Origin of the sequence: Gordonia aichiensis NBRC 108223 (assembly GCF_000332975.1) — a bacterium.
GTDB lineage: Bacteria > Actinomycetota > Actinomycetes > Mycobacteriales > Mycobacteriaceae > Gordonia > Gordonia aichiensis.
On the sequence record NZ_BANR01000069.1, the window covers coordinates 1 to 1183 of the forward strand.

At 64.7% G+C, this 1183-nt stretch carries 1 protein-coding gene; it reads left to right on the forward strand.

The features are described from left to right. Positions 1–119 precede the first annotated feature (119 nt). On the forward strand, positions 120–1183 hold a 1064-nt coding region (locus tag GOACH_RS22995; RefSeq protein ID WP_005180789.1), incomplete at its 3' end, for an IS1380 family transposase.

Sequence of the window (1183 nt, forward strand, 5' to 3'; positions counted from 1 at the left end):
CCTCGATCCACCGATTCGTATTCGTTTGGGCGGTGAGGGATAGACGAAATGCCCTGTCTGAGTGACAGAATGGGAATTGTCTAGGTTTCCATCCGTGCACGCAGAAGGGCATCTCGTAGATGCGATTGTCTCACAGTCATCCGGTCCGGTCTGCATCCTGTGATGATCCGAATCTCCTCGGCGCGGCGGGGTTGGTGCCGGTGATGACGTTGGCCGAGCAAGCGGGCCTGTCGGGGTTGGCTCTCGAGCATCTGACGGTGCCGACCGACAAGGGCGCCAATCCGGATCGGAAGGTGTTCTCGCTGGTCGCGGGCATGGTGGCCGGTGCCGACAGCATCGATGACATGGCCGTACTGCGGCACGGTGCGATGGGGAAGGTGTTCGACCATCCGTATGCCCCGTCGACGTTGGGGTCGTTTCTGCGCGAGTTCCGGTTCGGGCATGTCCGGCAATTGGATGCGATCGCCGCCCGCACGCTCGCTGGCCTGCACACCCACACCCCGGTACTGGCCGGGATCGACGGGCCGGTGATGGTCGACATCGACGACTCGATCATCGAGGTCCACGGCCCGGCCAAACAGGGCGCTGGGTTCGGCTACACCCGGGTACGGGGGCTCAACTCGGCGATCACCACCATCAGCACCGCCCACGGTGCACCGGTGATCGCTGCTCAACGACTACGCAAAGGAGCATGCAATTCCGCCCGCGGAGCCCATCGGTTGATCGCCGACACACTGGCTAGCGTGCGGCGTCTGCGGTCGACTGACGCGTCGGGGCCGGTGCTGGTGCGGGCGGATTCAGCGTTCTACGGTCACCGCGCCGTCAGTGCTGCGATCGGTGCCGGCGCCCAGGTATCGGTCACCGTGCGCCAAGACTTGCGGATACGTGCGGCGATCAGCGAGATCGCAGCCGATGCGTGGACAAAGATCGAGTACACCGACGCGATTCTCGACGCGGACACCGGACTGTGGATCTCACGTGCCGAGGTCGCCGAGATAGCGTTCACCGCGTTCACCTCCAAAGCCAAAGCGCTGCAGGTTCCCGGGCGGCTGGTGGTGCGCCGTATCCCCGACTTCCGACCCGAGGGCGACGGCCTGTTCGATGTGTGGCGATTCCACGCCTTCTTCACCACCAGCGACCTCGACACCGTCACCGCCGACAAGACCCACCGCGCCCACGCGGT